At 74.6% G+C, this 323-nt stretch carries 1 pseudogene; it reads left to right on the top strand.

From position 1 onward, the window contains the following. Positions 1 to 323, top strand: a pseudogene (locus MKK58_RS00805) (HlyD family type I secretion periplasmic adaptor subunit); the annotation flags it as partial.

Below are 323 nucleotides of genomic sequence, written 5' to 3'. Positions count from 1 at the left end.
GCCTCGGGGTGCTCCTCGTCGTCTGGGTGGGGGGGTGGGCCACCCTCACGCAGATCTCCGGCGCCGTGATCGCGTCGGGCCAGCTCGTGGTAGAGTCCGACGTCAAGTAGATCCAGCACCCCACCGGCGGGGTGGTGGGCGAACCGCTGGTCCGCGAGGCCGCCCGGGCGAAGGCCGGCGACGTGCCCATCCGCCTCGACGAGACGCAGGCGCGGCCCAACCTCGACATCGTCCTCAAGGCCAGGGACGAACTCGCCGCGCGGCGCGCCCGCGACGAGGCCGAGCGCGACGGGGCCGAGCGCATCGCCTTCCCGCCCGAGCTC

The organism is Methylobacterium sp. J-078, from assembly GCF_022829285.1.
GTDB lineage: Bacteria > Pseudomonadota > Alphaproteobacteria > Rhizobiales > Beijerinckiaceae > Methylobacterium.
Note: the sequence above shows the minus strand (reverse complement) of the source record. Positions and strands in the feature narration are given on the sequence as shown.